The following is a 21,760-nucleotide window of genomic DNA, read 5'->3' as shown; positions in this document are numbered from 1 at the left end:
GTTGAGGAGGTCGTTCTGCGACCGACTCGAAACCAGGCTGCGGCTCTAGGGCACGATGTGGACATGGCTGATCGCGAGTTCGACATCGTCCTGTTCGGTGCCACCGGGTTCACCGGAGGCCTCACCGCCGAGTATCTGGCGCGGCACGCTCCGGCCCGCCTGCGCTGGGCCCTGGCCGGCCGCAGCAAGGCGAAGCTCGAGGCGGTGCGTGATCGCCTCGTCGCGATCGACCCGCGGCTCGAGGTCATGGAGCTGCTCGTCGCCGACGCCGCCGATGCGGCCGCCCTGGGCGAGGTGGCGGCCCGGGCCCGCGTCGTGATCAGCACCGTCGGCCCCTACCTGGCGTACGGCGAGCCGCTGGTCGCCGCGTGTGCAGAGAAGGGCACCGACTACGTGGACCTCACCGGCGAGCCCGAGTTCGTCGACCGGATGTGGCTGGCCCACCACGACACTGCGGTCGCCTCGGGTGCGCGCCTGGTGCACTGCTGCGGCTTCGACTCGATCCCGCACGACCTCGGCGTCTTCTACACGATGCGGCACCTGCCGCCGGACGTGCCGGCGAACGTGCGGGGCGTCGTACGCAGCAATGCGACGTTCTCCGGCGGCACCTTCCACTCCGCGCTCGGTGCGATGGAGCGGGCCCGGCAGATGAAGGCCGCCTTCGCCGAGCGTCGGCGCAAGGAACGGCGCTCTGAAGGCCGGTCGAGCCGTGCCGTGGCCGGCAAGCCGCACCGCGACAGGCTCCTCGGCTACTGGCTCCTCCCGCTGCCGACGATCGACCCGCAGGTGGTGCAGCGCAGCGGTGCGGCCCTGGCGTCGTACGGCCCGAAGTTCATCTACTCGCACTACGCCGGCACGAAGACGCTGCGCTACGCCGCGGGCGGGGCCGTCGGGGTCACCGCGCTGGCGGCGGCCGCGCAGGTCGGGCCGGTGCGCAACTTCCTGAAGGGCAAGGTCAAGCAGGGGGAGGGTCCCTCCGAAGGACGACGCCGCAAGTCGTGGTTCACCGTCGACTTCGTCGGCGAGGCCGGCGGCGAGGTCGTGCACACGCGGGTCTCCGGGGGCGACCCCGGCTACACCGAGACCTCGAAGATGCTCGCCGAGTCGGCGCTGTGCCTGGCCTTCGACGAGAACCCCGAGACCGCGGGCCAGGTGACCCCGGCGGTGGCCATGGGCGACCGCCTGCTCGACCGCCTGCGCAGCGCAGGAATGGGGTTCGAGACCATCACTGGTTGAGGCTCGGTTTGCGCCCGGGGACGGTGGGGGAGGGTGTCGGCACCAGACCCTGACCCAGGGCCCGCAGAGAAGGAACTACCCCCATGCGCAACCGCCGCCTCCGTGCCGGAACCACCGTCGTCGCCGCCGTGCTCGTCCCCCTGCTGGGACTGAGCGCCTGTGGGTCCGACGACAAGGACGACGACAAGTCCTCGACCAGCGACTCACCCGCGCAGCCGAGCAGCGACGAGCCCACCGACGAGACCAGCGTCTCTCCCTCGGAGACGCCGTCCGAGGAGCCCTCCGAGGCGACCACCGAGGAAGCCGGCTCGACCGGTTCCCTGCCCTCGTGGGCGCTGCCGGTCACCAAGCCGGGCGACCTGCTGACCACTGCCGAGGTCGGCGACGTGACCGTCGCGGTCTACCAGGTGGGCCACGAGAAGGCGACCGACGACGGCAACTTCGTCGACCCCGACACGAACAAGCCCATCCTGAAGAAGGGTGACGACCTGATCTTCGTCAACTACGTGATCACCAACAACGGTGACCCGATCGACCTCGGCTCGAGCCGCGTCTCGATCAGCGCGCGCTACGACGACTGGAAGTGGATGCAGGGGATGGACAGCGACACCGACGACTCGGTCTTCGAGTCGCAGGGTGTCAACCAGGACGACCTGGGCCCCGACGGCTACAACGAGCGCGGCATCTACACGTTCGGCACCGGCGAGACCTACTCGTTCGGCGAGAACTTCGCCTACCAGAAGAACTCGCCCATCACCTTCGACGTGACCATCACGCCGGTCGACGCCGAGGGCGAGCTCCAGCACGACCTGAAGTCCGAGGGAGAGATCAAGACCACGATCAAGTGACGGCTCGGATCACTGGGTGGGGACCAGGACCCGAACAGGGGTGATTGAGACCTGCGGGCGCTGAAAGGCGCCCGTGGTCAACCCTAGGCATTGCCCCGGTGTGACGCACGCCACGGGCTGTCAGGGTGACGGGAATGTCCGAAAAAGACCTGAATCGGAGTCCCCTCATGACCAGCACCTCAGCCTCTGCGGAAGCCCGCCGCAGCCGTACCCTCCACTGGGTGGTCGGGCTCTCGTTCGCGGCCCTGCTCTTCGACGGTTACGACCTGGTCGTCTACGGCACCGTGGTCCCCACCCTGCTGGCCGACAAGAGCCAGATCGGTGCGCTCACCCCCGAGCAGGCCGGCACGCTCGGTAGTTGGGCGCTGATCGGCGTGCTCGTGGGTGCGCTGACCGCGGGCGCCATCGGCGACCTGGTCGGCCGCCGCCGGATCATGCTCGTGAACATCGCCTGGTTCTCGGTCGGCATGGCGCTGACCGCGACGACCACCAGCATCTTCACCTTCGGCGCCGGTCGCTTCCTGACCGGCATCGGAGTCGGGGCGCTCGTGGCCACGGTGGGTGCCCTGGTCGCGGAGTTCGCTCCGGCCGACCGGCGCAACCGCTACAACGCGATCGTCTACAGCGGCATCCCGGCCGGCGGCGTCTGTGCCGCCCTGGCCGCCATCGTGCTCGACGACGTGGCCGGCTGGCGCGGCCTGTTCTGGATCGGTGCCCTGCCGGTGCTCCTCCTGCTGCCGTTGGCCTGGGCCAAGCTGCCGGAGTCGCCGCTCTGGCTGCTCTCTCGCGGTGAGACCGAGCGGGCGGCCGCGGTGTCGCGTCGTACCGGCGTCGCCCTGCCGGCTGCCGGCACCGTTCCCGCCACTCAGGCGACCAAGGCCGACAAGGTCGGCTACGCGGCGCTCGCCTCGCGTCCCTACCTGGTGCCGACCATCCTGCTCGGCCTGATGAGCTTCTCGGGCCTGCTGCTGACCTACGGCCTCAACACGTGGCTCCCGCAGATCATGGAGGGCAAGGGCTACGGCAAGGACTACGCGCTCGCCTTCCTGCTGCTGCTCAACCTCGGCGCCATCGTCGGTGGGCTGATCGCCTCGTGGGTGGCCGACCGCAAGGGCGCCCGGCGCGTGGTCGCGACCACCTTCCTGCTGGCCGCCGTGGCGCTGCTCCTGATGCCGTTCGACCTGCCGTTCACCGTGCTGCTGGCCGCCGTTGCGGTCGCCGGCGTCGGGTCCATCGGCACCCAGGTGCTGATCTACGGACTCGTGTCCAACTACTACCCCACCTCGGCCCGTGCCGCGGGCGTCGCCTGGTGTGCCGGGTTCGGCCGCCTCGGCGGGATCGTGGGCCCGGTGATCGGCGGCATCCTGGTCGGCGCCGGAGTCGGCGGCAGCACCGCGTTCCAGCTGTTCGCCGCGGTCAGTGTCGTCGGCGCGGTGGTCACGCTCTGCGTGCGGGGCGTCGCCGGAGGTCGTACGTCGACCGCGGTCACGCCCGACGAAGAGGCTGCCGTGGCCCGGGACGCCGTACCGGCCTGAGGCGATGCACGAGGGCCCGGCACCGGAGTCGATTCCGGTGCCGGGCCCTCGTCGTACGTGCCCCAGGCAAGAGTCGAACTTGCGACCTTTCGCTTAGGAGGCGGCTGCTCTATCCACTGAGCTACTGGGGCGGGCGGCAGACATCCTGCCATGCCCCCATTGTCGTTGTTTTGGCGGATTCAGGGTTGAACCGCACAATTTGGGAGGCTGCATTACCGTTCAACGGGCGCAGCCCGCGCACGACACCCCATTCATCGAGTGAGAAGTTCGAGTGAGCAACGACGACCCGACCGGCCGCCACCGCGGCGAATCCGAGCACAAGCATCGCCTGCTGAGCGTGCTCGGATACGGGATCCTCGTCCTCACCCTCGGGTTCGGGCTCTTCGCGGTCTACACCTACCGGCACCTCAACGAGAACCTCAACGTGCTCAACGTCGACAAGCAGCTCGGCGACGATCGACCCGACCAGGCTGACCTGCAGAAGTCCGGCAAGCCTTTGAACATCATGGTCATGGGGTCCGACTCCCGTGAAGGCTCGGGCAACAACATCGACGGCCTCACCGGTGGTGGCCAGCGCTCGGACACCACGATGGTGCTGCACCTCTCCGCCGACCGGAAGTTCGCGTACGGCGTGAGCCTCCCGCGCGACGCCATGGTCGAGCGACCGACCTGCTACGACGACGACATGGAGGAGATCCCCGGGGGCTTCGACATGTGGAACGCCGCGTTCGCGTACGGCGGCCCGGCGTGTGCGATCCGCCAGTTCGAGCAGCTCTCCGGAGTGCGCATCGACCACTTCGTCGTCGTCGACTTCAACGGCTTCAAGGACATGGTCGATGCCATCGACGGCGTCGAGGTCTGCATTCCCGAGGACGTCGACGACGACGTCGGCAACATCCACCTCAAGGCCGGAACCCGCGAGCTGGAGGGCCAGGAGGCGCTCAACTACGTGCGCGTCCGCCACAACATCTCCAACAACGGCGACATCGGCCGGATGAAGCGCCAGCAGGCCTTCATCGCGGCGATGGTGAACAAGGTCAGCTCCAAGGGCGTCCTCGGCCGGCCTGACCGCCTGTTCAGCTTCCTCGACGCGGCCACCAAGTCGCTCACCCTCGACCAGCGGCTCGGTTCGGTCGTGAAGATCAAGAACCTGGCCGAGCAGTTCCAGAACATCGGCACCGACAACATCAAGTTCATCACCGTGCCGTGGGACTTCTACGAGCCCGACCCGAACCGCCTGGTCTGGGCCGAGGACGCGAACCTGCTCTGGAAGAAGATGAAGTTCGACGAGCCGCTGAGCAAGCGGCTCAGCTCCGACGTGATCACCGCCGCGCGGCGCCCGGGCTCCACCGCGACGCCCGACCCCGACTCCAGCGAGTCGCCGTCCGCGGATCCCTCCGACGAGGCGACCGAGCCCACCGAGGCGGAGACCGACGCGGCCGAGGCCGCCGAGGCCAACGGCCTCTGCGCCTGATCATGGCGACCCAGGACCCACCCGAGGAGGAGACTCCCGAACCGGAGACCGCCTGGCAGCGCCGCAAGCGCCTGGCCGCGATCTTCGGTGACGTGCTGCCCGAGACCACCGGCGACGAGCGCGGGGCGGACTCGTCCGGCAAGCCCGACGACTGGTACCGCAGCCAGGTGCCTCCCCACCACGGCTGACCGCGTTCGATCTCGAGGGACGTGAAATGGCAACGAGGCCCGACCCCCTCCCAGGGGTCGGGCCTCGTTGGCTCAGGCGTGAAGGGAACTCAGGCCTTGGTGGCGAGCTGGTCGCGGATCTGCGTGAGCAGGTCGACCTCGGAGGGGCCTGCGGCCTCGCCCGGGAAGAAGCGCTCCTTGGCCTTCGTGTAGGGCACCACGACGAAGAAGTAGACGACGGCACCCATGATGATGAAGGCGATGACGGCGTTGAGGAAGGCGCCGAACGAGTTCAGCTCGTTGCTGAAGACGTCCTCGGCGCTCTCCGGGAGGAGGCTGGTCAGCCAGTTGGTGAACGTGCTGACGACGTCAGCGAACGCCAGGGCCATGATCAGACCGGTGGCGATCTCGACGAGGTTCCCGCGGAGTAGGAAGTTCTTGAACCCATCCATTGATATTTCTCCTTCTTGATCCGGACTCCCGAGGGCGCCGGAATCCCAATATGGGGACTAGACAGCGCAACACGCTAGCGTGAAATCGTGGCGGAGAGATAACGCGTCGCCGCAGCAGAAGCGACAATTTCGGACATGCTGGTCGACGTGGCGACGACCACCAGGCGACCGGATGTGCCGATCCGGGCACTCCGCACACCCTCCTCGGGCAGCGCGATCACCGCCACGTCGTCACCGACGCGCTCGGTGTCACCCGTGCGTTGGTCGGTGGCCAGCAGGTCGATGCGGTCACCGACACGCAGCAGCGCGACCGCCCCGTCGTCGGGCACCCGCACCGGCACGGCGACCATGCCGGGGTAGCCGTCGAGCAGGCCGGCGCCGACCAGGCGCACGTCGGTGACCGGCTCCCCGCGACGCACCGGACCGGCGGTCGTGCGCCCCACGGCGTACGACGCGCTGGCGACCCGGTCGGGCGCGGAGTCGGCAGGGAGGTCGACGGTGGTGAGGTCGGCCGCGGACAGGGTGGCACCGGCCGGCAGGTCGCGCGCAGCGACGGTGACCGTGACCGTGGGTGGGGGACTCGGCGCCATCGTGCGGACACCGGCGAACACCGCCCCGGCCACACAGACGGCACAGAGCAGGCGGCGTCGGGCCAGGACGGCCCGGCGCATGCCGTGGCGCAGGTCGCCGAGGCGGCGGCGGAGGTCGGGGCTGGACGGAGCTGAGCGTGTGCTGGCCATGGCAGCGAGGCTAGGTCGCCGCGGACGAGCGTGGATCGGTTCTCCACAGGTGTCGTACCATTGGCAGTCGGCCCGGCCGAGTGCCAGCCCGCGTGCCAGCCGATCACACTGCTCTCCCGGAGGATTTCCAGCCCGTGCCCACCTATCAGTACGCCTGCACCGAGTGCGACCACGCCTTCGAGCAGGTCCAGAAGTTCAGCGACGACGCGCTCACCGTCTGCCCGGTCTGCGAAGGCCGCCTGCGCAAGGTGTTCAACGCAGTGGGCGTGGTCTTCAAGGGCTCCGGCTTCTACCGCACCGACTCGCGAAGCGGGTCGAGCTCGTCGCTGCCGTCCTCGGGCGGCAAGGAGTCGGGCGGCAAGGACTCTGGCAGCAAGGAGTCGGGCAGCTCGAGCAGCAGCAGCGACTCCGGCAGCTCGTCCGCCAAGGACTCGGGCAGCTCCAGCAGTTCGAGCAGCTCGTCCAGCAGTACCACCTCCAGCGCGTCCTCCAGCTCCTGAGCACCCCCGCGGGGACAATGCCACTGTGGGAATGGGCCGTGGTGGGAGTGGGCCGAGCGTGAACCTCAGGCAGGGCTGGACGACCTTCCGACAGTGGCCGTGGGCCGCGCGCTGGGCGTCGTACGTCGCAGCTGGCCTCGTGCTGGCACTGGTCGCCAGCCTGGTCACCGGCGTCGTGCTGGTGCGCAAGTCGTTCCCCCAGATGGACGGCGAGATCGCCCTGCCCGGCCTCGAGGGTGACGTCACGGTCGTCCGCGACGAGCACGGCATCCCGCAGATCTACGCCGACACCACGGCCGACCTGATGCGGGCACAGGGCTACGTGCACGCCCAGGACCGCTTCTACGAGATGGACGTACGCCGCCACATCACGGCCGGCCGCCTCTCGGAGATGTTCGGCGAGACCACCCTCGAGACGGACAAGGCGATCCGCACGATGGGCTGGCGCCGGGTTGCCGAACGTGAGCTGGCAATGTTGCAGCCCGACACCCGGGCCGCGCTCGAGGCGTACGCCGACGGGGTGAACGCCTACCTCGAGGACCACTCGCTGTCGGAGATCTCCCTCGAATACACGCTCCTGCGCGCCGGTGGGCTCGACTACCACCTCGAGGAGTGGAGCCCGGTCGACTCGCTGGCCTGGCTCAAGGCGATGGCCTGGGACCTGCGCGGCAACATGGACGACGAGATCTCGCGCGTGCTCCTCTCGGTCAACCACACCCCCGAACAGGTCGACGAGCTCTACCCGCCGTACGACTTCGAGAAGCACGCGCCGATCGTCGGGCAGGGCGCCCTCGTCGGCGGGCGCTACGAGCCGGAGGCCACGCGTCCGGGCAGCCGCAACCCGGCCCGCCCGGCGTACACCGCCGCACAGGTGCGCGCGGTGGCGAGTGCGCAACGCGGCATGGACGCCGTGCCCGCGCTGCTCGGGAAGGGTGAGGGGATCGGCAGCAACAGCTGGGTGGTCGACGGCGAGCACTCGAGCACCGGCAAGCCGTTGCTGGCCAACGACCCGCACCTGGGCACGAGCATCCCCGGAATCTGGTACCAGGTCGGGCTGCACTGCCGCACCGTTTCCGAGGACTGCCCGTTCGAGGTGTCCGGCTTCAGCTTCTCCGGCGTGCCCGGCGTGGTGATCGGCCACAACGCCGACATCGCCTGGGGCTTCACGAACCTGGGCCCCGACGTCACCGACCTCTACCTCGAGAAGCTGGACGGCAACACCTGGTTGTACGACGGCCGCTACCGACCGCTGAAGACGCACACCGAGACGATCAAGGTGCACGACGGCGAGGACTTCGAGCTGACCGTGCGGGAGACCGACCACGGGCCACTGCTCTCCGACGTGTCGAAGGAGCTCAGCACCGTCGGGGCGAACGCCGAGGCGCCGAAGGGCCAGGACCGTGGCAACGGCTACGCGGTGGCGCTGCGCTGGACCGCACTCGATCCCGCGCCCACGGCTGACGCGATCCTCGAGCTGAACCGGGCCTCGGACTGGAACGAGTTCCGCGCCGCCGCAGCCGACTTCGCCGTACCGGCGCAGAACCTCGTCTACGCCGACCGCGAGGGGCACATCGGCTACCAGGCGCCGGGGCGCATCCCGATCCGCAAGTCCGGCAACGACGGCTCCGTGCCGGTGGCCGGGTGGCTGCGGGAGAACGACTGGAGCAGCCTGACGATCCCGTTCGACGCGCTGCCCACGCTCTACGACCCGAAAGACGGGTTCGTGGTGACCGCGAACCAGGCCGTCGTCGACGACTCCTACCCGATGTACCTCACCGACGACTGGGACCGCGGCTACCGGTCGCAGCGGATCCGCGACGTGATCGAGGCCGAGGGCGAGCTCTCGATCGATGACATGACCGCTCTCCAGCTCGACGACCGCAGTGCGCTGGCCGACGTGTTGGTGCCCTACCTGCTCGACATCAGGTTGCCCGGCGGCTACCGACGCGACGGGCAGAAGGTGCTCGCCCGGTGGAACCACGAGCAGGGTGCGACGTCCGCCGGCGCGGCCTACTTCAACGTGGTGTGGCGCAACCTGCTCGAGGCGACGTTCCACGACGAGATGCGCGAGTCCCTGTACCCCGACGGCGACAGTCGTTGGTTCTCGGTGGTCTCGAACCTGCTCGAGGACCCGGCGAACCCGTGGTGGGACGACCGCGGCACCCGGGCCGTCGAGGACCGCGACGAGATCCTGCGGCAGGCGTTGCTGCAGGCCAGCGACGAGATCATCCGGCTGATGGCGCGCGACCCGCACGACTGGGAGTGGGGTCGGCTGCACCGCCTCGAGCTGCGCAACCAGACCCTCGGCACCTCCGGCATCGACCCGGTCGAGACACTGTTCAACCGCGACTACCGCGTCGGCGGCGGCAGCTCGCTGGTCAACGCGACGTCCTGGGACGCGGCGGAGGGCTACGAGGTCACCTCCGCGCCGTCGATGCGCATGGTGGTCTCGCTGGCCGACTTCGACGACTCGCGCTGGATCAACCTGACCGGCAACTCCGGCCACGCCTTCCACCCCAACTACACCGACCAGACCGAGCTGTACGTCGAGGGGCGCACGCTGCCGTGGGCGTTCAGCCCGGACGCCGTCGACGAGGCCGAGGAACACACGCTCACCCTCACCCCGCCGTGACGCGTCAGAACCGTCGGATGCCCGAGGGTGTGGCGGCCGCGGTCACGGGTCGGTCGTGCGGCTCGACGGGCACCTGGTCACGCAGCTCGTCGTCGTAGAGCAGCACGCAGACGAACGTACCGACCGGCACCCGCGCCAGTGCCCGGTCGTAGGACCCGCCGCCCCGGCCCATGCGCATCCCGTCGCGGCCCACGGCCAGTCCGGGCACCAGCACGACCTCCGGCGTGGCAATCGCATCCAGGCCCAGTCTTGGTCCGGTCGGCTCGAGCAGCCCGCGTCGGGCCTGTTCCAGCGAGCCGTCGTACGCCGCCCAGTCGAGGTCGTCGTCGGGGGCCAGCACCGGCAGGATCACGCGCTTCCCGGCGGAGACGAGTCCGTCGAGCAGCAGTCCGGTTCCCGGCTCGGTGCCGATCGAGACGTACGCCGCGACACTGGCCGCCCGGCGTACCTCCGGAGCGGCCAGGAGATGCTCCGCGAGGGCGACTCCACCGGCCGACACGTCGGCCAGGGAGAGCCGGTTGCGGGCGGTGACCACCTGGTCCCGCAGGGCGGTCTTGGCGACGGTCATGTCCCATAGGTTAGGGCGTGGTTGTTGTCCCGGGCGCTGGTCGGCCTACGATCGAAGGCATGGGCAGTTCCGCACTGAGACGTGCACTCGACAAGATGGCCGACGCAGACATCGAGCCCGGTGCTCGTGAGGTCTTCGCGCACTACTTCCGCCTGCTCGAGGTGGGTGAGACGGGGATGATCCCTGAAGACGCCATCGAGCCGCTGGAGATGGAGTCGCTGGCCGACGTGAGCGTCGCCGACGACGCGGCCTCCGCGGCGATCGCCACGACGGCGGTGATCAAGCTGAACGGCGGCCTCGGCACCTCGATGGGCATGGACCGTGCGAAGTCGCTGCTGTGCGTGCGGCGCGGACTGTCGTTCCTCGACATCATCAGTCGGCAGATCCTCTCGCTGCGCAAGGAGTACGGCGCGCCGCTGCCGCTGATCTTCATGAACAGCTTCCGCACCTCCGAGGACACCATGGCGGCGCTGGGTCGCTACGAGGACCTCCCGGTGCCGGGGCTGCCGCTGGAGTTCCTGCAGAACAAGGAGCCCAAGCTCCTGACCAAGGACCTCTCCCCGGTGGTCTGGCCGAAGAACCCCGACCTCGAGTGGTGCCCACCCGGCCACGGCGACATCTACACCGCGCTGGTCGGCAGCGGGCTGCTCGACCAGCTGATCGAGGCCGGCTACGAGCGGGTCTTCGTCTCCAACTCCGACAACCTCGGCGCGGTGCCCGACGCGCGGGTGGCCGGCTGGTTCGCCGAGTCCGGCGCCCCCTTCGCCATCGAGGCCGTACGTCGCACCGCCGCCGACCGCAAGGGTGGCCACTTCGCCCGGCGCAAGGCAGACGGACGCATCATCCTCCGCGAGACCGCGCAGACCCTGGAGTCCGACCGACCGGCGCTGGCCGACCTCGACCGGCACCGTTACGCCAGCACGAACAACCTGTGGTTCGACCTGGCCGCGATGAAGCGGACCCTGGCCGAGCGCCACGGCGTGCTGGGGCTGCCGTTGATCCGCAACATCAAGCACGTCGACCCCGGTGACAAGACGTCGCCGGAGGTGATCCAGGTCGAGACCGCGATGGGCGCCGCGATCGAGGTGTTCGAGGGGGCCCGCACCATCGAGGTGGGCCGCGAGCGCTTCGTGCCGGTGAAGACCACCGACGACCTGCTGGTGCTGCGCTCCGACGTCTACGACCTCGGCTCCGACTTCGTGCTCGAGCAGGCCGGTGAGCGCATCCCGCTGATCACCCTCGACCCGTCGTTCTACCGACTGGTCGGCGAGTTCGACAAGCGGTTCCCCCAGGGCGCGCCGTCGCTGCGAGGCGCCGGGTCGTTGAAGATCGACGGCGACTGGACCTTCGAGTCCAACGTGAAGGTGACCGGTGAGGTGGAGCTGCCGGCGGAGAAGGGTGCCCAGCGCGTGGCCTCGGGGACGGTGCTCGATGGCTGAGCCCCTCTCGACTCAGCCGATCCCCGTGCGTGAGCACGTTGCCCGCATCCTCGACACGATCGAGCCCCTGGGCGTCTACGGCCAGACCCTGCTCGACGCCGGCGGACTGCCGATCGCCGAGGACGTCACGTCGCCGATGCAGCTGCCGCCCTTCGACAACTCCGCGATGGACGGCTACGCGGTGGCGTTCCACGACGTCGCCGACGCCGCCGAGGACCACCACATCCACCTGCCGGTGGTGGGCGAGATCGGTGCCGGCCAGGCCCGGCTGGTCGCCCTGTCGCCCGGCACGGCAGTGAAGATCATGACCGGTGCGCCGGTGCCGCACGGTGCCGACGCCGTGGTGCCCTACGAGTGGACCGACCGGGGCGTCGCCCAGGTGCAGATCACCCGGGCGCCGCGCGAGGGCGAGCACATCCGGCGGGCCGGCGAGGACGTCGAGACCGGCGAGGTGCTGGTCTCCGAGGGCACCGTGCTCGGTCCGCGCCACATCGGCCTGCTCGCCGCCGCCGGTCGTGCCGAGGTGCAGGCCCGCCCACGCCCCCGCGTGGTGGTGATGTCGACCGGCACCGAGCTGCGCGACCCCGGTGCGACGCTGGCGCCCGACTCGATCTACGACTCCAACTCGTTCATGCTGGCCGCGGCCGTCCGCGAGGCCGGCGGCATCCCGTTCCGCGTCGGTGCGGTCCCCGACGACGCGGCCGGGTTCACCGAGGCCTTGCAGGACCAGCTCGTGCGCGCCGACATGGTGATCACCAGCGGTGGGGTCAGCGAGGGCGACTACGACGTGGTCAAGGAGGCCCTGCGCGACACGGGTTCGATGTGGTTCGGCAAGGTCGCGATGCAGCCCGGCAAGCCCCAGGGCTTCGGCCTCGTCGGAGATGACGAGGTGCCGATCTTCACGTTGCCGGGCAACCCGGTGTCGGCGTACATCTCGTTCCAGGTGTTCGTGCTGCCGGCACTGCGCAAGCTGCAGGGGCGTACGCCGTACGAACGGCCCACGCGCACCGCCCGGCTGACCCATGGCCTCTCCTCGCCGGAGGGACGCGAGCAGTTCGTGCGCGCCGACTACGACGCCCGAGTCGTGACGCCGGTCGGCGGCCACGGCTCGCACCTGCTCGGCGACCTGGCCGCGTCCAACGCCCTGATCAACGTGCCGGCCGACGTCACCTCGCTCAAGCCCGGCGACTCGGTCGAGGTGCTCTTGCTCGACGAGGCCTTCTGATGGGCGACCGGCTCACCCACGTCGACGAGAGCGGCGCGGCCCGCATGGTCGACGTGTCCGGGAAGGCGGTCACCGCGCGCGAGGCGACCGCCTCGGGCCGGGTGCTCGTCTCGACGGCCGTCGTGGCGCTGTTGCGCGGCGACGGCGTGCCGAAGGGCGACGCGCTCGGCGTGGCCCGGCTGGCCGGCATCATGGGCGCCAAGCAGACCCCGTCGCTGATCCCGTTGTGCCACCCGCTGGCGATCTCGGGCGTGACGGTCGACCTGGTCGTCGGCGACGCGTCGGTCGACATCAGGGCCACCGTGCGCACCACCGACCGCACCGGCGTCGAGATGGAGGCACTGACCGCGGTCTCGGTGGCTGCCCTGACCGTGATCGACATGGTCAAGGCCGTCGACAAGGGCGCGGTGATCACCGACGTGCGCATCGAGGCCAAGTCCGGTGGCAAGTCGGGGGAGTGGACCCGTTGACCATTCCGCCGGCGCCGCCACTGCGGGCCGCCGTGGTGGTTGCCTCCAACCGCGCCGCCGCCGGGGTGTACGCCGACGAGACCGGCCCGCTGATCGTTTCTGCCTTGCAGGGTTGGGGATTCTCGGTTTCCGAGCCGTCCGTCGTACCCGACGGTGATCCGGTCGCCGAGGCCATCAGATCGGCAGTGGAGGCCGGGGCGCGAGTGGTCCTGACCACCGGCGGCACCGGACTGACGCCCACCGACCGCACGCCCGAGGCGACCCGCCCGCTCCTCGACCGCGAGGTGCCGGGCATCGCCGAGGCGATCCGTGCGCACGGTGTCGGCAAGGGCGTGCCGACCGCGGCCCTCTCAAGGGGCCTGGCCGGGGTCTCGGGAAATTGCCTGGTGGTGAACCTTCCCGGATCGCGTGGCGGCGTGAAGGATGGTCTGGCCGTGCTCGAACCCCTGCTGCGGCACGCCGTCGAGCAGATCATCGGAAGCGACCACACATGAGCCATTGGCCCGTCACCTTGGAACACGGCGAGGTGACGCTGCGGCCGATCGAACAGTCCGATGCTCGTGACTGGCGCGATGCGCGCAACCGCAACGCCGTGTGGCTCAAGCCGTGGGATGCGACGGTCCCGCCGGGCGCCCGGGCCCGACCGGCCACGTTCCGGGGAATGGTCAAGCGGCTCACCAGGCTGGCCCGCGACGACGAGGCGATGCCGTTCGTCGTCGAGGTCGACGGCGAGTTCGCCGGCCAGGTGACCGTCAGCAACATCGTCCGGGGCTCGGGGCAGTTCGCTTCGATCGGCTACTGGATCGACCAGCGGTTCGCCGGACGCGGCGCGATCCCGCTGGCCGTGGCGATGGCGATCGACTACTGCTTCCTGGTGGCCGGGCTGCACCGCATCGAGATCTCGATCCGTCCGGAGAACACCAACTCCCTGCGGGTCGTGGAGAAGCTCGGCATCCAGCAGGTCGGCTATGCGCCGCGGTTCCTGCACATCGACGGGGCCTGGCGCGACCACCGGCAGTTCGCGATCACCGCCGAGGAGTGCCCCGGTGGCCTGGTCCGCCGGCTCGAGTCCTGAGCGTCTCCCCGCCGGCCAATCACACACGTCACACCAGTTGTTTTGCGACACACCTATGGACATCCGCCTCACAGTTCGCTAAGGCTCATAACCTCTGAGGCGTGGAACTGTCCGGAATCATCTTCGTCGCCCTCGCCGTTGCCTGGGCGGCCTACCTGCTGCCCAAGGCCCTGCGACACCACGACGAGGTGTCGCGAAGTCGCTCGGTCGAGCGATTCTCGAACACGATGCGGGTGCTGGCCCGCCGCGAGCCGGTCACCGGCTCCAGCGCACGCCTGGTCGTCCAGCCCGGCCGCTCCGACAACGCCACCGAGGTGACGGTCAAGGGTGCGGCGGCGTCGACTCCGGGTGCCACGCCCGCCCAGATCCGCGCCCGTCGCGAGGCCACCCGGGTGGCCACCGCGCGCCGTCGCCGCGTGTTCAGCATCCTGCTCTTCCTCAACGTCGCGGTTGCCGCGGTCGCCACCGCCGGTGTGGTCGGCTGGGTGTGGCAGTCCGCACCGGCCGGCCTGATGGTGGTCTGGCTCGTGCTGTGCCGCCTGATGGTGCGGTCCGAGATCGCTGCCGACGCCGTACTCCTCGGGCACGCGCCCGTCGAGGACGCGGCACTCGAGGACGACGCCGACGACCTTCCGGCCGACTACGACGTGGACCGCAACGACCAGGGCTTCGACGAGGTCGCACCCTCGGCCGAGACCGCCACGATCAACGCGATCGACCCCGAGCTCTGGGACCCGGTGCCCGTCACCCTGCCGACGTACGTCAACAAGCCCGCCGCCGTACGCCGCACGGTCCGCACCATCAATCTGAGCGAGCCCGGGGCCTGGACCTCGGGTCGCACCGACGAGGACGCTGCGATCGCCCGCGAGGCCGACGCCGCGGACAAGGCCGAGCGGGACGACCGCGACCAGGGCGACGGCAAGGTGGCCGTCAACTCCTGATCCCCAATTCGGAACCGTCCGGACGCTGGTGATATCTTTTTTCCTCGCGTGAGTACGTCGACGCGATGGGGCTGTGGCGCAGTTGGTAGCGCGTCTCGTTCGCAATGAGAAGGTCAGGGGTTCGAATCCCCTCAGCTCCACAGATTGAGAACCGCTCCTCGCCTGCAGAGATGCCGGGAGGAGCGGTTTTCGTCTTTCCCGTGGCCGACCACGTGCCACCGAAAGCAGCCCGGTGGCGACCTACGTCAGCACCTCCTTCGTCGGGCCGAGCGGATCCGCGAACCGCTGACGGTAGGACGTCGGTGTGGTGGAGTACGCCGCGGTGAAGTTCTGGCGGAAGGTCACGACGCTGCGGAACCCGCTGGTGCGGGCGATGCGGTCGATGGGCCACGTGGTGCTCTCGAGGAGTCGTCGGGACTCGTCGAGGCGTCGGGCCAGGACCCAGGTGGCGGGGGTGGTGCCGGTGACTTCGCTGAAGCGACGGGTGAAGTTGCGCCGGCTCATCCGGGCGTGGGCAGCCAGGGTGTCGACGGTGAGGTCCTGGTCGAGGTGGGCCAGGGCCCAGTCGAGGGTGGGGCTCAGGTGGCCCACCCCTCCGGGCTCGGGGATCGGTCGCTCGACGTACTGGGCCTGACCGCCCTCGCGGTGGGGTGCGACGACGAGGTGTCGGGCGACGGTGGCGGCGGCAGTGGAGCCGAGGTGGGTGCGCACGATGTGCAGGCAGGCGTCGATGGCCGACGCGGTGCCGGCGGAGGTGAGGACGTCGCCGTGGTCGAGGTAGAGCGCTGAGGCGTTGACCTCGATCGCGGGGAACCGCCGGGCCAGCTTGGCGGCGGCGCTCCAGTGGGTCGAGGCACCTCGGCCGTCGAGGATGCCACTCTCGGCCACGGGGAAGGCGCCCAGGCACAGGCCGGCGACGCGGGCACCGTGTCGATGCGCCGCTCGGATGCGGTCGGTGAGGTGCTCGTCGGCAGGGGGAAGGTCGGTCGGCCACGACGGGAAGACGAGGAGGTCGGCATCGATCGCGGAGGGCCCGGCGACGTCGTCGATCAGGATCCCCTCGGCGGTGCGGATCGCCGTCCCGTCCTCGGTCCACACGGTCGTGGTCCAGTCGTCGGCGAGGCCGGCGCGGGTGACCTCGCCGAACACGAGCAGTGGTGCGGCGAGGTGAAACATGGTGATGCCTTCGAAGGCGTGAACGGCGATCCGCATGGTTGGCCCAATCTCATCGAAGTGTGTCAGTTGTGCCACTCACGGTAGCGCACCATCGAGACACACGATGGGTGCACGAGCAGAGCCGTCTGCTCACGCACCCGAGGAACCAGGAGAAGGTTGAGATGACCGCACCACGCAGAGCGCTGATCCTCGTCGACGTCCAGCAGGAGTACTTCGAGGGGATCCTGCAGATCCAGTACCCGCCGCGTGAGGAGTCGCTGGCCAACATCGTGCGCGCGATCGATGCCGCGGAGCAGCAGGGCCTGCCCGTGGTCGCGGTCCAGCACCAGCTCCCCGAGGGTGCTCCCGTCTTCGCCGTGGGCTCCCCGAGCTGGCAGCTGCACCCGGAGATCGAGAAGCGCGCCACCGCGTCGTGGAAGCGGGTGACGAAGAGCTGCGCCAGCGTCTTCGCCGGCACCGACGTCGCATCCTGGCTGGCCGAGCAGGGCGTGGACAGCATCACCGTCGTGGGCTTCATGACCAACAACTGCGACGTCGCCACCGCGGTGGCGGCCGAGGAGCTGGGTCTCTCGGTGGAGCTGCTGTCCGACGCCACGGGTGCGATCCACCTGGCCAACGAGCAGGGCAAGGTCGAGGCCCGGCGGCTCCACGAGACCCTGCTGACCCTGCTGCACTCCAATTTCGCCGCGGTCGCCACCACCGACGCCTGGCTCGCCGCCGTCGAGAGCGGTGCGCCCCTGCCCAAGAGCAATCTGGGTACGTCGGCCGTGCAGGGACGCGCAGCCTTCTCGGCCTAGCCCTGGATGGTTCGGCGGCCGCCTCGACCTCGGTGCGTGACAGCCACGAGGATGGAGGCAAGGATTGAGCTCCGACTACGAGAGGCCGAGATGACCGAGACGACCGACCAGGACATCACCGTCCACGACGCACCCGAGAAGCACCGCTACGAGATCCACGTCGGGGAGGTGCGCGCGGGGTTCGCCCAGTACCGCCTGCCCGACGAAGGGCATGTCGACTTCGTGCACACCGAGATCGACGACGCGTTCAGCGGCCAGGGCCTGGCCTCGCGGCTGGTCTCTGCGGCCCTGGCCGACGTACGGACCCGTGGCAAGCGGATCATCCCCCACTGCCCGTACGTCGCCGGGTGGATCAAGCGCCACCCGGAGTACGACGACATCACCGACTGGCCGCAGCCTCGCCAGTGACCGAGTCGGCGACCGAGCCGGTGATCGACGCGGCGGCACGGTAGCTGAACGCGATGATCGGGCCGAGCGTCGCGCCCCCGGCCCAGTAGGAGCCGCCCGAGAACGACGCGACGCAGTTGCCGACGCCGTACAGGCCGGGGATCGGCTCCCCGGAGTCGTCGAGGACCCGCGCGTCCTCGTCCACCTGAGGGCCGCCCTTGGTGTCGAGCGTGCCGCCGGTCAGCAGGGTCGCGTAGTAGGGCCCGGTGTCGCTGATCGGGAACATGGTGGGGTTCGCGCCGTGGTCGTCGTCGGGCACCGCGCCGTTGAAGACGTGCTGGATGGGGCGCTCGCCACGGTGGAACTCGGCGTCCTCGCCCGCGTGTGCAGCGGCGTTGAACGTCTCGAGGGTGTTGCGCAGGGTGGGCAGGAAGTCGTCGGCCACGCGGGCGCCACCGGTGTGGGCGGCGTACTTCTCGAAGCGGAGCCGGATCTGCTCGGCCAGGTCCGCCAGCGTCTCGCCCACGATCACGTGGGCGGTGTCCTCCGATCCCGGCGCGGGGATGACACTTCCGAACCGATCGTTGCCGGCGGTCTCGGCGGTGCGCTGGTCCCACACGCACACCGAGACGAGGTTCGGGTACTCCGCGGCCTCGCCGTCCCAGCGGAAGAAGCTCTGAGCGATCTCGTGGTACTGCAGCTTCTCGTTGACGAAGCGCCGTCCCTCCTTGTTCACGATGACCATCGAGTCGCCGACCATGGTGAACGTCCCGGAGAGGTCGGGACGCCGGGCCACGGTCTTCTCCAGGGGCAGCGGGCACATCCACGCCGCATTCATGTTGCGCGGCTGTGCTCCCAGAGGCATGGCGATGCGGAGGAAGTCGCCCTCGTTCGTCGGAGCGGCGCACCCCGGGAAGACCGGATGGGCCAGGTGGTTGCGACGCAGCTCGTCGTCGTGGGTGAAGCCGCCGCTCGTGAAGACGACCGCCTTGCGGGCGCCGATGCGGACCGGCGTGCCGTCAGCGGTCGTGGCCTCGACGCCGACCACGCGACCCTCGTGCACGACGGCACGCTGGACGCGATGACGGAGGCGGATGTCGACACCGTCGCGCTCCGCGGCCTCGGCCAGGCTCCGCGTGGTGACCCGGCCGCCGTCGTGCATGGTCTCGGCGGCATCACGGTGGATCAGGACGCGTCCCCGGTTGGCGACGTCCTCGGGCAGCTCGGAGTGGTAGTCGGGGACGTCGGGCACGTGCCGGTAGGGCAGGGCGCCGCGTTCGTTGAGCAGTTCGGCCGCCGGAGAGGCGCTCTCGTGGATGGCGCGCAGGCCGCGGAGCTCCAGGTCGGTCAGGCCGAAGGTCGGGCTGCCGGCGTCGTAGCGTGCGGGGTAGGAGAGCCGGGCGACGAACCGCAGATAGTCGGTCTCGTCGTCGTGCAGCCCAGCGGCGCGCATCGGCTCGTTGTCGGGCACCCAGTACCAGTAGGCCGCCTTGAGCGCGGTGCCGCCGACCTGCTCGGCCTTCTCGAGGACGATCACCTCGGCGCCGCCCCATCGGGTGAACAGGGCGGTGGGCAGGCCCGCGCCCCCGCCACCCACGACCACCACGTCGGTGACCGTGTCGAAGTCCAGGCGGTCGGTGGGGCGGGCGGACTCGCGCGGGATCGGGTTCGGTGTCTGCGTGGTCGTCACGACGCCTCCCTCAGGCCTGGGCTGCGGCGAGCCACGGGTAGCGGGCGGTGTCGGCGTCGACGTAGTCGGGATCGAGGTGGATGTGCAGTCGCTGGATCTTGCCGTCGCGGATCTCGAAGACGTTGCAGAAGCGACCCCCGAGGCCCACACCCCCGCGCCAGGTGCTGCCGTCGGCCAGCTCGCCGTGCGTCATGCCCTCGGCGACGACCATGTCGTTCTCGATGACGTAGTTGAAGTAGGCGTTGTCGTGCACGATGGCTGCGAACATCGGCCACAGGTCGGCGAAGAGCTGCTCGACCTCCTTGATCCCGCGGGCCGCTGCGTGCTTGGGGAAGTAGACGTAGGCGCTCTCGTCGAACAGGTGGAGGAACGACTCCCCGGCGTCCATGAGCTTGAAGTAGCTCACCGCCACGGCCTTGCGGTCGTCGCGGGTCATCGGCGTGCTGGTGGTCTCGGGCATGGTCTGTCCTTCGTGAGGTGGAGGGGGGCTGGGCTGTGAACGTGGTCACAGTTGTAGCACTCGATGTGCGCACAAACAAGAAATATTCGAAAATAAGGGAATATGCGAGCGTGTTACTTTGGGGCGCATGACGAAGACCGAAGCCGAACCGATCCGGGACCCTGGTGCCGACCACCTGCTCACGCCGCAGAACTGTGTGGTGGTGTTGATCGACTACCAGCCCGAGCAGTACTCCACGATCACCTCCACGACCAAGGACGAGATCGACCTCAACGTGGTCGCACTTGCTCGCCTGGCCCGGCTGTACGACGTCCCGGTCGTGCTCTCGACCGTCGGCGTCGACCTCGGCGTGAACCAGGGCACCAGTCAGGTGATCCTCGACGAGCTGCCGGGGGTGAGTGAGCTCGACCGGACCGGTGTGAACGCCTGGGAGGATCCCGACTTCCGTGCGGCGATCGAGGTCACCGGTCGCCGCAAGGTGGTGATCGCAGGGCTCTGGACGGAGGTGTGCCTGACCTTCCCGACCCTCGACATGCTGGCCGAGGGCTACGACGTGTACCCGGTCGCCGATGCGGTGGGCGGTGTCAGTCGCGTCTCGCACGAGCGTGCGTTCGACCGGATGATCTCGGCCGGCGCGCACCCGGTGACGGCGATCTCGTTCGGCTCGGAGCTGATGCGCAACTGGGCCCGGCCAGACTCTGACAACCTGCGCCAGGTGATGCGGTGGTACTTCCCCGAGCGCCAGCGGCGCGGTCTCGCCTGACCGGAGCCTCAGTGGTGGGCGGCCTGCTCGATGTAGGCCACGATGCGTGAGAAGAGTCGGCTGGCGGCCGACAGGTCCCCGTGGTCGGTGCGGGGTGGAGCGGCCAGCTCGTCGACCAGCGTCGTGGCCGGCTGAACTCCCGCGTCTGCGGCGAGGCGGGCGCAGGTGCGTGCCGCGGTGCGCACTGCGACGGGGTCGAGCGTCCACATCGCCTCGAACCTGCGGCTCCCCTCGTCGACCTCATCCTGGCCGGGGAGCTCCCAGGCGGAGAGTGCCACCGGCAGGGCGGTGCCGTCACAGATCAGCGCCCACTCGCGACACATCGGCGCGTCTTCGGTGAGGGGGACGTGGGCGATCCGACCCCCGTCGAGGTCGCTGATCGGACCCGCCGCGAAGGCGAACGTCGCCCGGGCCGTCCGGGCCAGGTCCTCCCACCGTGCCAGGGAGCTGCGCAGGTGCGCCTCGCGCTGGAAGGAGCCGAAGAGCACGGGATGGTCGGCGCGGGCGAGCTGCTCGTCCTCGATCGCGTGGGAGAGCGCCACCAGGGTGGACTTGCGCAGGACCTGCGTCGTCAGCTGCGGATGTGAGGCCCGCAGGGTGGCGTGCACCGACGGGGTTCTCGGCAGCTCTCCGACGTCGGCGATCGCGGCCTCGAGCCGGACCCCGGCCGACTGGCGGTTCAGCACCGCCCGCACGCGTTCGACCGTTCCGGGGTCGTAGCGCCGGTGCCCGCTGGCCAGTCTCCGGGCGGTGGGGAAGCCGTGTCGGACCTCCCACATGCGCAGGGTTGCGGGGCTGAGGCCCGTCTGTCGGGCCAGCTCCCCGATGGTGAGGGAGCCGGTCGGCAGGTCTTGCAATTCCTCATTCCCTGTGCGCACCATTGGAGCATAAACCTAAACAACGTGTTTAGGAACCTGTGTAGGAATGGGGAAGGTAATCATGAGCTCCAGCGAACGCCCCCAACGGTCTGACGAGAACACTGACCAGGAGGTCGACTGGACCGACCTCGGCATGAGGATGTGGTCGTTCCTCACCGGTCGCGAGGCCGCGATCAACTACGAGTTCCAGGACATGCTGGTCGAGATCCCGCGCGACACCGGCAGCAACGCCCCGCGGGCGACCTGGCGGCTCAACGGCACGCTTCGGGTGACCACCGACGACAACGCGTCCCTCCGATCGGCGTGA

At 69.6% G+C, this 21,760-nt stretch carries 24 protein-coding genes and 2 tRNA genes; 18 read left to right on the top strand and 8 right to left on the bottom strand.

Annotation, left to right across the window (positions count from 1 at the left end):
* Positions 1-63 precede the first annotated feature (63 nt).
* The 3 genes from ASH02_RS19790 (at position 64) to ASH02_RS19780 (ending at position 3,619) form a co-directional block, all read left to right on the top strand.
* Entirely contained in the window at positions 64-1,236 is a 1,173-nt protein-coding gene (locus ASH02_RS19790) for a saccharopine dehydrogenase family protein (protein ID WP_056682305.1), read from the top strand.
* A gap of 83 nt (positions 1,237-1,319) precedes the next feature.
* A complete protein-coding gene (locus tag ASH02_RS19785) occupies positions 1,320-2,084 on the top strand; it encodes a hypothetical protein (RefSeq protein ID WP_057295343.1) in 765 nt (254 codons plus the stop codon).
* Positions 2,085-2,251: 167 nt separating this feature from the next.
* On the top strand, positions 2,252-3,619 hold the full coding sequence (locus ASH02_RS19780) for an MFS transporter (protein WP_057295342.1): 1,368 nt from the start codon (positions 2,252-2,254) through the stop codon (positions 3,617-3,619).
* Positions 3,620-3,677: 58 nt separating this feature from the next.
* On the opposite strand, the gene ASH02_RS19775 is transcribed toward ASH02_RS19780, so the two are convergent.
* Positions 3,678-3,750: transfer RNA gene (locus ASH02_RS19775), tRNA-Arg, on the bottom strand.
* Between the two features lie 140 nt (positions 3,751-3,890).
* On the opposite strand from ASH02_RS19775, the gene ASH02_RS19770 reads away from it, so the two are divergent.
* Positions 3,891-5,093, top strand: a complete 1,203-nt coding sequence (locus tag ASH02_RS19770; RefSeq protein ID WP_057295341.1) for an LCP family protein — start codon at positions 3,891-3,893, stop codon at positions 5,091-5,093.
* 2 nt (positions 5,094-5,095) lie between these two features.
* Entirely contained in the window at positions 5,096-5,281 is a 186-nt protein-coding gene (locus ASH02_RS19765) for a hypothetical protein (protein WP_057295340.1), read from the top strand.
* 89 nt (positions 5,282-5,370) lie between these two features.
* Here ASH02_RS19765 and ASH02_RS19760 read toward each other — a convergent pair whose 3' ends face one another.
* Both ASH02_RS19760 and ASH02_RS19755 read right to left on the bottom strand, forming a co-directional pair.
* On the bottom strand, positions 5,371-5,712 hold the full coding sequence (locus ASH02_RS19760) for a large conductance mechanosensitive channel protein MscL (RefSeq protein WP_057295339.1): 342 nt from the start codon (positions 5,710-5,712) through the stop codon (positions 5,371-5,373).
* 74 nt (positions 5,713-5,786) lie between these two features.
* Positions 5,787-6,452 (bottom strand): SAF domain-containing protein, encoded by a 666-nt coding sequence (locus ASH02_RS19755; RefSeq protein ID WP_057295338.1) that lies wholly within the window; start codon positions 6,450-6,452, stop codon positions 5,787-5,789.
* A gap of 134 nt (positions 6,453-6,586) precedes the next feature.
* On the opposite strand from ASH02_RS19755, the gene ASH02_RS19750 reads away from it, so the two are divergent.
* Both ASH02_RS19750 and ASH02_RS19745 read left to right on the top strand, forming a co-directional pair.
* Entirely contained in the window at positions 6,587-6,952 is a 366-nt protein-coding gene (locus tag ASH02_RS19750) for an FmdB family zinc ribbon protein (protein ID WP_056682285.1), read from the top strand.
* A gap of 58 nt (positions 6,953-7,010) precedes the next feature.
* On the top strand, positions 7,011-9,584 hold the full coding sequence (locus ASH02_RS19745; protein ID WP_057295337.1) for a penicillin acylase family protein: 2,574 nt from the start codon (positions 7,011-7,013) through the stop codon (positions 9,582-9,584).
* 4 nt (positions 9,585-9,588) lie between these two features.
* On the opposite strand, the gene ASH02_RS19740 is transcribed toward ASH02_RS19745, so the two are convergent.
* The gene (locus ASH02_RS19740) at positions 9,589-10,152 is read right to left on the bottom strand and encodes a 5-formyltetrahydrofolate cyclo-ligase (RefSeq protein WP_056682282.1); all 564 of its coding nucleotides are present in this window, start codon (positions 10,150-10,152) and stop codon (positions 9,589-9,591) included.
* A gap of 59 nt (positions 10,153-10,211) precedes the next feature.
* Here ASH02_RS19740 and ASH02_RS19735 point away from each other — a divergent pair, with 59 nt between their 5' ends.
* The 7 genes from ASH02_RS19735 to ASH02_RS19705 all read left to right on the top strand — a co-directional run bounded on the left by ASH02_RS19735 (position 10,212) and on the right by ASH02_RS19705 (position 15,442).
* Positions 10,212-11,591: a UTP--glucose-1-phosphate uridylyltransferase gene (locus tag ASH02_RS19735; protein ID WP_056682281.1), complete on the top strand. Its 1,380-nt coding sequence runs from the start codon at positions 10,212-10,214 to the stop codon at positions 11,589-11,591.
* Positions 11,584-12,816, top strand: a complete 1,233-nt coding sequence (gene glp, locus ASH02_RS19730; RefSeq protein ID WP_056682277.1) for a molybdotransferase-like divisome protein Glp — start codon at positions 11,584-11,586, stop codon at positions 12,814-12,816. The genes ASH02_RS19735 and glp overlap by 8 nt, the downstream gene beginning before the upstream one ends.
* Entirely contained in the window at positions 12,816-13,286 is a 471-nt protein-coding gene (gene moaC, locus ASH02_RS19725; RefSeq protein WP_056682275.1) for a cyclic pyranopterin monophosphate synthase MoaC, read from the top strand. Before glp ends, moaC begins: the two co-directional genes overlap by 1 nt.
* Entirely contained in the window at positions 13,283-13,780 is a 498-nt protein-coding gene (locus tag ASH02_RS19720; RefSeq protein ID WP_235530164.1) for a MogA/MoaB family molybdenum cofactor biosynthesis protein, read from the top strand. The genes moaC and ASH02_RS19720 overlap by 4 nt, the downstream gene beginning before the upstream one ends.
* On the top strand, positions 13,777-14,361 hold the full coding sequence (locus ASH02_RS19715) for a GNAT family N-acetyltransferase (protein WP_056682271.1): 585 nt from the start codon (positions 13,777-13,779) through the stop codon (positions 14,359-14,361). The genes ASH02_RS19720 and ASH02_RS19715 overlap by 4 nt, the downstream gene beginning before the upstream one ends.
* Positions 14,362-14,462: 101 nt before the next feature.
* Positions 14,463-15,302, top strand: coding sequence for a divisome protein SepX/GlpR (gene sepX, locus ASH02_RS19710; RefSeq protein WP_056682268.1), 840 nt, complete (start codon positions 14,463-14,465; stop codon positions 15,300-15,302).
* Positions 15,303-15,369: 67 nt separating this feature from the next.
* A tRNA-Ala gene (locus ASH02_RS19705) sits at positions 15,370-15,442 on the top strand.
* A gap of 100 nt (positions 15,443-15,542) precedes the next feature.
* On the opposite strand, the gene ASH02_RS19700 is transcribed toward ASH02_RS19705, so the two are convergent.
* Positions 15,543-16,514 carry a GlxA family transcriptional regulator gene (locus ASH02_RS19700; RefSeq protein WP_056682265.1) on the bottom strand — a complete coding sequence of 324 codons (972 nt, stop codon included), beginning with the start codon at positions 16,512-16,514 and terminating at the stop codon, positions 15,543-15,545.
* A gap of 125 nt (positions 16,515-16,639) precedes the next feature.
* Here ASH02_RS19700 and ASH02_RS19695 point away from each other — a divergent pair, with 125 nt between their 5' ends.
* Together ASH02_RS19695 and ASH02_RS19690 are read left to right on the top strand one after the other, a co-directional pair.
* Positions 16,640-17,275 carry an isochorismatase family protein gene (locus ASH02_RS19695; protein WP_056684956.1) on the top strand — a complete coding sequence of 212 codons (636 nt, stop codon included), beginning with the start codon at positions 16,640-16,642 and terminating at the stop codon, positions 17,273-17,275.
* Between the two features lie 90 nt (positions 17,276-17,365).
* Positions 17,366-17,683: a GNAT family N-acetyltransferase gene (locus ASH02_RS19690; RefSeq protein WP_056682251.1), complete on the top strand. Its 318-nt coding sequence runs from the start codon at positions 17,366-17,368 to the stop codon at positions 17,681-17,683.
* Here the strand turns inward: ASH02_RS19690 and ASH02_RS19685 are convergent.
* Both ASH02_RS19685 and ASH02_RS19680 read right to left on the bottom strand, forming a co-directional pair.
* Positions 17,655-19,352 (bottom strand): FAD-dependent oxidoreductase, encoded by a 1,698-nt coding sequence (locus tag ASH02_RS19685; protein WP_082563831.1) that lies wholly within the window; start codon positions 19,350-19,352, stop codon positions 17,655-17,657. The genes ASH02_RS19690 and ASH02_RS19685 overlap by 29 nt on opposite strands.
* 10 nt (positions 19,353-19,362) lie before the next feature.
* Positions 19,363-19,812, bottom strand: a complete 450-nt coding sequence (locus tag ASH02_RS19680) for a nuclear transport factor 2 family protein (RefSeq protein WP_235530165.1) — start codon at positions 19,810-19,812, stop codon at positions 19,363-19,365.
* 127 nt (positions 19,813-19,939) lie between these two features.
* Here ASH02_RS19680 and ASH02_RS19675 point away from each other — a divergent pair, with 127 nt between their 5' ends.
* Positions 19,940-20,575, top strand: coding sequence for an isochorismatase family protein (locus tag ASH02_RS19675; RefSeq protein WP_056682242.1), 636 nt, complete (start codon positions 19,940-19,942; stop codon positions 20,573-20,575).
* An 8-nt stretch (positions 20,576-20,583) separates the two neighbouring features.
* Here ASH02_RS19675 and ASH02_RS19670 read toward each other — a convergent pair whose 3' ends face one another.
* Positions 20,584-21,453, bottom strand: a complete 870-nt coding sequence (locus ASH02_RS19670; RefSeq protein WP_162250968.1) for a DICT sensory domain-containing protein — start codon at positions 21,451-21,453, stop codon at positions 20,584-20,586.
* Between the two features lie 61 nt (positions 21,454-21,514).
* Here ASH02_RS19670 and ASH02_RS19665 point away from each other — a divergent pair, with 61 nt between their 5' ends.
* The gene (locus ASH02_RS19665; RefSeq protein ID WP_056682237.1) at positions 21,515-21,760 is read left to right on the top strand and encodes a hypothetical protein; all 246 of its coding nucleotides are present in this window, start codon (positions 21,515-21,517) and stop codon (positions 21,758-21,760) included.

It is taken from the genome of Nocardioides sp. Soil796 (assembly GCF_001429525.1).
Classification (GTDB): Bacteria; Actinomycetota; Actinomycetes; order Propionibacteriales; family Nocardioidaceae; genus Nocardioides.
Note: the sequence above shows the minus strand (reverse complement) of the source record. Positions and strands in the feature narration are given on the sequence as shown.